Source organism: Ruminococcus sp., assembly GCF_017650195.1.
Taxonomy (GTDB): Bacteria; Bacillota; Clostridia; order Oscillospirales; family Ruminococcaceae; genus Ruminococcus.
In genome coordinates, this window is record NZ_JAGCFH010000091.1 from 1 (window position 1) to 8,112 (window position 8,112).

The 8,112-nt window shown below is 43.9% G+C and carries 15 protein-coding genes and 2 pseudogenes; all 17 read right to left on the bottom strand.

Annotation, left to right across the window (positions count from 1 at the left end; genetic code table 11):
- Window positions 1–619 (bottom strand): phage portal protein (locus J6U00_RS03805; protein ID WP_296579089.1); only part of this gene is annotated, 619 nt, incomplete at its 3' end.
- Window positions 620–631: 12 nt separating this feature from the next.
- Entirely contained in the window at window positions 632–2,035 is a 1,404-nt protein-coding gene (gene terL, locus J6U00_RS03810) for a phage terminase large subunit (RefSeq protein ID WP_296579092.1), read from the bottom strand.
- Complete coding sequence (locus tag J6U00_RS03815; RefSeq protein ID WP_296579095.1) at window positions 2,022–2,465, bottom strand: hypothetical protein; 444 nt, start codon at window positions 2,463–2,465, stop codon at window positions 2,022–2,024. The genes terL and J6U00_RS03815 overlap by 14 nt, the downstream gene beginning before the upstream one ends.
- Before the next feature lie 16 nt (window positions 2,466–2,481).
- Window positions 2,482–2,640: pseudogene (locus J6U00_RS03820) on the bottom strand (DNA methyltransferase); the annotation flags it as partial.
- Window positions 2,630–2,908 (bottom strand): ParB/Srx family N-terminal domain-containing protein, encoded by a 279-nt coding sequence (locus tag J6U00_RS03825; protein WP_296579099.1) that lies wholly within the window; start codon window positions 2,906–2,908, stop codon window positions 2,630–2,632. The gene J6U00_RS03825 and the pseudogene J6U00_RS03820, both read right to left, overlap by 11 nt.
- Before the next feature lie 397 nt (window positions 2,909–3,305).
- A complete protein-coding gene (locus tag J6U00_RS03830) occupies window positions 3,306–3,689 on the bottom strand; it encodes a hypothetical protein (protein ID WP_173457326.1) in 384 nt (127 codons plus the stop codon).
- Between the two features lie 263 nt (window positions 3,690–3,952).
- Window positions 3,953–4,249, bottom strand: coding sequence for a hypothetical protein (locus tag J6U00_RS03835; RefSeq protein WP_296579105.1), 297 nt, complete (start codon window positions 4,247–4,249; stop codon window positions 3,953–3,955).
- Complete coding sequence (locus tag J6U00_RS03840) at window positions 4,246–4,596, bottom strand: hypothetical protein (protein WP_296579107.1); 351 nt, start codon at window positions 4,594–4,596, stop codon at window positions 4,246–4,248. The genes J6U00_RS03835 and J6U00_RS03840 overlap by 4 nt, the downstream gene beginning before the upstream one ends.
- A 2-nt stretch (window positions 4,597–4,598) precedes the next feature.
- Window positions 4,599–4,769, bottom strand: coding sequence for a hypothetical protein (locus J6U00_RS03845; protein ID WP_296579109.1), 171 nt, complete (start codon window positions 4,767–4,769; stop codon window positions 4,599–4,601).
- Window positions 4,770–4,786: 17 nt separating this feature from the next.
- Window positions 4,787–5,704 (bottom strand): radical SAM protein, encoded by a 918-nt coding sequence (locus J6U00_RS03850; protein WP_296579111.1) that lies wholly within the window; start codon window positions 5,702–5,704, stop codon window positions 4,787–4,789.
- A 185-nt stretch (window positions 5,705–5,889) separates the two neighbouring features.
- Window positions 5,890–6,261 carry a hypothetical protein gene (locus J6U00_RS03855; protein WP_296579113.1) on the bottom strand — a complete coding sequence of 124 codons (372 nt, stop codon included), beginning with the start codon at window positions 6,259–6,261 and terminating at the stop codon, window positions 5,890–5,892.
- Window positions 6,251–6,451, bottom strand: a complete 201-nt coding sequence (locus tag J6U00_RS03860; protein ID WP_296579115.1) for a hypothetical protein — start codon at window positions 6,449–6,451, stop codon at window positions 6,251–6,253. The genes J6U00_RS03855 and J6U00_RS03860 overlap by 11 nt, the downstream gene beginning before the upstream one ends.
- 2 nt (window positions 6,452–6,453) lie before the next feature.
- Window positions 6,454–6,897: a hypothetical protein gene (locus J6U00_RS03865; RefSeq protein ID WP_296579116.1), complete on the bottom strand. Its 444-nt coding sequence runs from the start codon at window positions 6,895–6,897 to the stop codon at window positions 6,454–6,456.
- Complete coding sequence (locus tag J6U00_RS03870) at window positions 6,894–7,046, bottom strand: hypothetical protein (RefSeq protein ID WP_296579117.1); 153 nt, start codon at window positions 7,044–7,046, stop codon at window positions 6,894–6,896. The genes J6U00_RS03865 and J6U00_RS03870 overlap by 4 nt, the downstream gene beginning before the upstream one ends.
- Entirely contained in the window at window positions 7,039–7,587 is a 549-nt protein-coding gene (locus J6U00_RS03875) for a hypothetical protein (RefSeq protein WP_296579118.1), read from the bottom strand. The genes J6U00_RS03870 and J6U00_RS03875 overlap by 8 nt, the downstream gene beginning before the upstream one ends.
- Window positions 7,584–7,781 (bottom strand): hypothetical protein, encoded by a 198-nt coding sequence (locus tag J6U00_RS03880; protein WP_296579119.1) that lies wholly within the window; start codon window positions 7,779–7,781, stop codon window positions 7,584–7,586. Before J6U00_RS03880 ends, J6U00_RS03875 begins: the two co-directional genes overlap by 4 nt.
- Before the next feature lie 51 nt (window positions 7,782–7,832).
- Window positions 7,833–8,112 (bottom strand): annotated as a pseudogene (locus tag J6U00_RS03885) (hypothetical protein); the annotation flags it as partial.

Genomic DNA, 8,112 nt, shown 5'->3' on the forward strand with positions numbered 1-8,112 from the left:
TGAACGGATTAGGCTCTCTGACGATCTCTCCGCTAACTTCGAAGTCCTTAGTTACGTCGAACTTGATATACTCAGTGTCTGTACTGCACTCGACTTTCCAGCCACTGAGCTTCTGAGTGCTAACGTCTTTCTGCTCATAGTAGTAGACACCTGCAACCGGCTTGAGCTCAACCGTGTTGTTATAGATAACGAATGCCTGTGACGGATGTATGCTCGCCGCCTTAGGTATCGGAGACTCGTCAGAAGACATATAAACGAGCTCGTAAGCTACTCCGTATATAGACTGGTCCTTTGCGTTATCCATGTCCTGTACGTCAATCTGAGCCTTCTTGAACCATTCGAGCAGGTCTGCCAGATCCTGGTCATCAGACTGATATGCGATAGGCTCTCCAATGAGATAACCTGCAGCGAAGTCGCTGATATACTTAGCATAATTGCATACAACGTTATTACATGGATCATCAGCTCGCTTCGGCTCACGTCTCACGATGTCATGCAGTCCGAGATAATAATCCTTGAGTTTCTGATATCTAGGTATCGTGACATCTTGATGCATCTTGATATACTTGCATATAAGCTCTGGTGTGAGCGGTTCTGTATTGTTAAGTAGAAACGGCATTCCTACACTTCCTTATCCTCTGAGATTCGACGTGCCGACCTTGCTTGTCTGCTGCATTGTCTCGGCGACTCCTGTTGTAGCGTCAGGAGCATCGTCGTGTGCGTTCTTTCCTTCACGCTGATACTTGTTCATCGCTTCGTAGTATTCAGGGAAGCGGTCACGCCAGTTGACCGGAAAATATATGTGCTGCATCACCCATGTTGAATAGGTGATGATTCGAGCTTTCTTGTTTGCAGACTGATGGAACCAGCTGAATATGGTCCTGCTGTTCTTCAGATCCTGCTTTGAAATTCGTTCAACGTTTCGAGCGAAGCCACGACCACCGTTGTTTGACTCTATCCGCGCATTATTTACCTTATGTTGCTTATGCCTCAGTGCGGTCTCTGGTTCGGTTATCTCCATCGGATCCGACGAGAAGTATATATCAAGCACGTATGCCTCCTGCTGATATGCGCCCCAGATGATTGAGCACAGCCAGTCGCTGCCTTCGTCCGCTGTATCTGTATAGCTGAATATGCCTTCAAAGTAAGGCGGCAGCTCTGTGTACGTCTTGAAGCTTGTATACAGTTTGCCCTTGATGTTGATAGGTTCCTGCTGATAGTTCGCTGCAGCTATGTCCGCGCCCATTGCCTTGATTGTCGCCTGGTAGCTTTCGTAGCTGAGGATATCAGGACAGAGCATCGAATCTGTTTCCTCATCGTATGCCTTCATGCAGATGTGCCGGAAGGGTATGCCCTCGGTCTGACAGAACTCCAGATACTTTCCTGCAAGGTCGTCAGTCGCCCAGCGTGTCATGATTATAATAACTTTCGCGCCTTCTTCTCGACGGCTCAGCATTGTGTTTGTAAACCATTCCCAGTGTTTCTGCTTCACGACCTCGTTGTTTGCTTCTTCTGCGTTCTTGATAAGGTCATCAATCACCATGAGCGTACAGCCGAAGCCTGTCGCCGTACCTGTTGGAGATGTCGCCAGATAGTTGTTATATCCTCCGTTCAAGCTCCAGAGGTTCATAGCACCGTCGCCGCGCTTGATCTGCACGTTCGGGAAGACATCGGAAAAGACAGGAATGTATGGATCCGCTTTTATCTCCGAGATTGTATTCCTGACGTTCTTGCTGAACATTGTTGAAAGCGTTTCGTTGTAAGAGCCTATCATTATTTTGCGGCTTGGATCATGTCCGAGATACCATTCAGCAAAGCAACAAGCGGTTCTGGACTTGCCGTGTCGCGGAGGTAGGTTGATTATTAACGCTTTCTCCTCTGATATCAAAAAGTCTTGCAGATCGTTGCACAAATCAACCAGGTATGTGTGCTCAGGTTTATAGAAGTCCGGAGCCTTGAGCCTGCAATAATCGAAAAAGCTGCGACGTGCTAATTCGATTTTCACTCCGAGCTGTATCAGCTTACTCTCCTGCAAGTTTTCTCAGCTCCTCAGTCGTCAAGTCTTTAAACGGATTCTTGATTTCATCGCCTGAATTTAACTCGGCTTCAGATATTACCTTTGTCTTAGCTTTGAGAAGAGCAATCTCAGCCTTGAGCTTCTGCTTGTCTTCTCGGCTTTTATCTGCTCCGAGAAGCTCCACAAGTAAGTCAACGGCTTTTCCCCAGTTCTTGCCTTTTGGATCAGTCAGGTTTGCGACTAGGCCAGATATAAGAGCCTCTTCACCTGTGAATTCCTTCCCGTTTTTATCCGTATAAGTGCCGTCGAGCACTGCCTGAGCCATTTTTCGTAGGTCAGCTTTACGCTTTCGAGCCTTACCAGAATTAACGCCGCCCTTTCGTGTCTGCTCTCGGAGCTCGCTCGGAGTTCTTGCACTGTTAGGTATTAAATTCTGCTCGTTTGCCATCGCCGACCTCCTTCCCTTAATTCAGTTTAACTGCTTTCTGGCCTGTGAACTTTTCCCAGCGGTCAATTATGACATCGACGTACTTAGGATCCAGCTCCATCATGTAACAGGAGCGGTTGAGCTGTTCGCAGGCAATCATTGTAGAACCGCTGCCACCAAAGATATCAAGAACAATCTGATCCGGCTCGGAGCTGTTCGTCGGTCAGATTGTCCAGTCTGATAACTGGAACCTCTTCGAGGCCCAGCTCCTTGGCAGCAATCAACCGCCCATGTCCTTCGATAACCTCGTTGTTCTTCCATACAGCGATAGGATCATTGAATCCGAGGTCGGTGATTGACTTCTTAATCTGCTCGATCTGCTCCTGTGGATGCAGTTTCGCGTTCCTTTCGTAAGGCTTTATAGCGTCGAGCGATACGTACTCAATTATTAAATTGTTATTCATGCAGTTTCGCGTTCCTTTGTAAGACGTAGTAGTAAGATGATTAGTAAGAATTGAATGAATATAACAGCAAAGCCGCCCCTTTTGGAACGGCTCAGCTGCGTATAATCTAAAGTCGGTATAAACCCACTGACGGTGCGGAATTGTGGACGTGAACCACTGATACTTAACTATACACGAAAAATATCATATCCCGCATAGGAGCGCCAAGCAGTGTGCTACTCGGCAAAGATCAAAAAAGTGTGTAGAACAAAAGAAAGGAGACAACAGAAAGCGTTCTGGCGGAAGGCGGAGGCATAGGGAGCGAAGGATGCAACGCTCCCGAAAGGAGCCTTCCAGATTTCCGCCTGCTTTCATGGTATTAATATAACACAGAATTTTTTCCCGTGCGTATCACTTTTTATATTTCGTGTACATTTTTCGCGACTTCGTAAATAAACCTGCACCGCCAGCGCTTGTACGTTGCCTCGCCTGCGTAAATAGGATACGGTGACTGATAGCATATATTGTCCCATATTGCCTTCCTGTACTCAGGCGGAACTGCTTCGAGTGCCTTGTCTATCGCCTTGCACATATCGCCGAGAGCTGCGAGCTTGATTCCCTTCTGCTCTGTCGGATTGCCTATGCCTGAGTGAGGCACACCGTCAACAGGAGGAGAAGAATTGAGAATATCCTCGCGTTCTTCCTTGATTCGATTATAGTCGCGAACGAGGTACAGCATACGCATATACAGGTTGTGTGGCAGCTTGTACGGGTTATTCTTCTGTCGCTGATAGTTTCTCACCTTACCACCTCCACGTAATAAATCATTTGATTGAGATTGTGCCGCTTAATGTACGCGAGTGCATCGAGCCTGTCCCTGAACTCGAGCACTCGGAACATCGAGATGTGTATGTATGTGCCTGTGATGTTGTTGCGAATACGGAAGCGGGCACCGTATCCGTCGTTGAACATTCTCATTTATCCTCGCCCGCAGCGAACGCGAGCACCATTGCGAGGAAGGTTATTCCAGAGCCAAAGAAAGCTCCAGCGAAGAATATGCATAGGCTACTCATCTACATCTCCTCCTATCATATTCAATAGCTCTTCTTTTGTTTTCTGTATAGATTCTTCGATGTACTTTTTAAGGCGTTCTTCTCGATTGCTCTTGAACCACTTCTTCTTAAAAGCTATAACAGTTTCAAGATAATCCGCTCTCGATGTATCACTACTGTGATACCATTCAAGTGCGTGAGCCAGTACAATAATATCAGATATAAGCTCATTTAGCTCTGCATCTTCCATTTGGTCAGCTAGTTCTTCTTCGATTCGGCTATAAATATAATTATGACTTCCTCCGCTCATTGCTCTTCGCCTCCTATCAGCTTTTCGACTTCGCCTTCCAGTCTCCACTTATAGATATCATCACAATCTATACCTTTGTCAAGGTCTACAGGGCAATCTCCGTCTTCATCTGTTAGTCCACACAGTTCGCAAGGGTCATGCCATTTTGTAAGCCATCGAATATCCTCAACCGCCGATTTCAGAAGTCGCTTTGCTTCTTTCAACTCCGTCAACCATTCGGCAAGCTGTCTATATTCTTCGGCACATTTTAAACATTCTTCTTTCAGTTTTTCATCGTGACTATCTTCAAATCGTTCATAGCGTTCTGCCATGTCTATGTTATGCTTTATAGCTTCATCAAGTGTCATTTTCATTTCTCCTTATTTATCCACTTGTTACACTTATCGTCTTTGCTATGTATCTCATATTTGCCTTTGAACATATTACTTGTCAGCCGACAAATCACATAGCAGGGTATTCCGAGCCTTTCACGTTTTGCCTGTACTTCGCCATAGTAGCAATTCTCACAGCATTTAGCCATTTTCAGCCCTCCTATTATCAAATCAAATAATCTTCAAACCGCTTACAAGATTTGAAAATTATCTTGTTATTACACCACCTTTGAAGATGTTTTATCTCCTTTGGTGCATTTGGTTTATTGTAAACCATAACATATGGGTCATAACCCATATCACGCAAAGTATATATTCGATATAAATTCTGCTCCATAGTGCTATTAAAATTTGTTAATATATAAACCATACCAATATTAGATTTTCTTCTAAATCCTTTTGCAAAATTTCTGAATTTCTGCTCTAGATCATCATTAGGATTATCCCACGCAAAATGTATATCTTTTATCCTCATATGATTTATATCCTCAATATCATAATCATTTAACAACCTAATATCTAAACCTTGATTGAATGTTATAGTAGCATTTGTTTCACGATATTGAGTGAATAACTCCCTTTTATCACGGCAAGCTGTAATATTCGGGTCAAGGACTTCAATGTGCTTTTGACCGTTCCAAAAGTCCGATACATCAGCAACCTTTACAGCGCATCTACCCTCTTTTGCGGCAACATGACAAAATGAACAACCTCTCGGACAGCCTCGGCTTGTCATTGATACCGCAAAATCAAACTGAGGATAAATGCTATAATCGGGAAACATTTTCTCTATTTCGGGCGGTAAATCCTTATGATTAGCCTTGTCAAATACTTCTTGACCGTTTTCAAGATGTATATTGTAGCCTGTACCGCCTTTGATAACCTCGCCACAATTTATAGGTTCTTGAACATCAGAAGTATATAAATCACTAAATATTTTTGACATATACACTTTGTCGTAATATTCAAAATCAGTTAGCCACCACTCAACATCATCTCCCTTTGCCTTGTGATAAGCGGATATGCGCATTAATGCAAGATTTGGAAAATTATGTCCGTCAACGTCTATTAAGCCGATTTTCATATACCCTCCTAAATCTAAATCATAATCTAAGCTTAATCTAACAAAATCTAAATTTTATCAGCATCTTCCTCATCGCCGCATTTATCTTCTCCGAAATACTCTCTTATTTCAAGGCAGCTTATAAACGCGAGATGCCATAAGTCCTTAGTCGTTTTCATCGTCGTCCTCCTTCGGCGGTTGAGGATTCAAAAGCCGAAGCAGAGAGCCTTTGCGACCTCTTCTTTGTATGCGGCAATTTCAACAGCAACCACCAATTCTTGCATTCTCCTTTCATCAATAGCTTCAAAAAAGACTTCTTTATCTCCTTCGTGCAATGTTACATTGAAAGCAACTTCATCATCAACGCTTATCATTTCAAGCTCGCAGTCGTTTTCAACTAATCTTTCAATGTCGTTTGTATCGCAGTCTTCAAAAAAGTCTATTGCTTCGCTAAGTACATATGCGCCTTTGCAATTACCGCCACGAAGAAAGCTAATATGTCCGATCGCACCACGATAATTCAATGTTATTCGCAATGTGTGTCTGTTATAGTCATGTGGGGCATAATTATTTATCATTGTTAGTCCTCCTTGCTTTTTTAGCTCTTTTGTAATATTCCTTCATAGTGAGGCACGCCATTTCGTCTGTCTCAGCGTCAAAAAAGCTAGTTTCATATACTTTCAGATTCGGGTAGTACTTAGCATATAGCTTTAATACCTCGTATGCAAAGTCTCCTAGTAAATACAAGTTGTTTTCATCAGGTGTCATTTTCAAGCCTCCTGTTTCATTTCACGTTGAAATTCTTCTTCGGACATTTCAGCCCAGCGTTTGTATTCGGCTTCAATCAGCTCGTTTGCCTTCTTATACGTTGCACTTTCAAAGCCTTTTTTCGTCAGCCCGAAGCCGTTTACAGGTGGGTGCGGTTCTTCATAGTCTGTTCCGCTTTCCGAAATACATTCGTAAGCAGGAAAGCCGCACGTTGTTCTCTCTACAAGTCCAAGATCACGAAGGGCTTTTATAACCTTACGCACCCTGTACTTCGTCAAGCCGGTAAAATGTGAAATTATCTTTACTGAATTTACATTAGCTGCGTCGTGATAATCAGTAGCAGCTGAGCAAAGATGCGCAAATACGGCTTGTATCTCAGGAAATATGAGAATATCTTTGCGCATTGCCGTTTCTTTCAAGACTTCGATACGTTCTTCATAGGTCATTTTGTAGCACCTTCCTTTTGATTTATAAGGTAATTAACTACCATTTCTGCGTCCTTATACTCAGAATTGTTGATACATATAGCGTTATCATTTCGGCAGCAAAAGTCGTCGTAATATATACACTTTTTGCATATTTCCTTATCATTCATTTTTAGTCTCCTCCCTTATCCTCTCTATCTGCCTATCGAGCTTCCGCTGTATCTCGGCATCGACCTTATCCTTTCCGAGATACAACCTCATCTGCTGAGCCATAATGAGCACGTCCGCAACCTCGCCTATCAGGTCGGATATCTTATCGGCGTAGACCTCTAAGGAGCTGTTGGCAGCTCTCTCGACCTTGCAGACCGCCTGGATAGCCTCGGCACACTCCTCGACGAATATTGCTCGCTGCTGCCCGAAGGTGTAGCTCGAAGTAATCCGCTCGAGCTTTTCCCTTACCTTTGGAAGCTCACTTAGTTCCTTGAGCTCGATATCGTATTCAGATATCTGCCTGCACTCGTTCTCGTGCTTATCCCGGAGCTCAGCTATCTCCGTTCTCATCCTCTTGATGTATGCCTCTATCTCAGGCTCGGTGAGCCATCTGCCATCAACGTACATTTTCTTTTCCTCCTTCATTCTTTTCAGTGCCTTTTCAAAGGCTTCCGATTCGTTGCAGACGAGGTCTCTCGCCCAGCGTTCAGCTTCTGTCATTTCTTCCTGTTCCTCTTTCTCACCTCTGCATCAGCTTCGAGGATAGCTGATATATTCGCGTCCATTTTTCCCTCGCCCTGACAAGCGGGACAGACCTTTGGCTCGTACCGTTCGAGCAGTCCACACTTGCGGCAGCGATACCAGTTACCGCCCTTGTCGCGGCTGAATAGATAGAATCCTGATTTATCGTTCATTTGTAGCCTCCTCAAAAAACATTGATAAACTGCTCATACTTAATTTGCCTCCTAGAACTTATTAATGAACTGTTCGTACTTGTTTACGTCGATATCCTGCTTGTTATCAAATCCGTTTTTCTCCCATCTCCGGACAGCTGCTTTCCAGTCCTTCATGGAAGAGCCTTTGATCGTCCAGCCGTTTGCATCGTAGTAGTCGACGAAGTGTTCTGCATCAATATTGTTTCTGCGTTCCTTACAATATGCCTTTACCTCAGCAAGCGATGGTTTAATAAATACATTTGAGTGTCTGGAGTGAGTCGAGCCGGTCCTTATATTATTATCATTATCA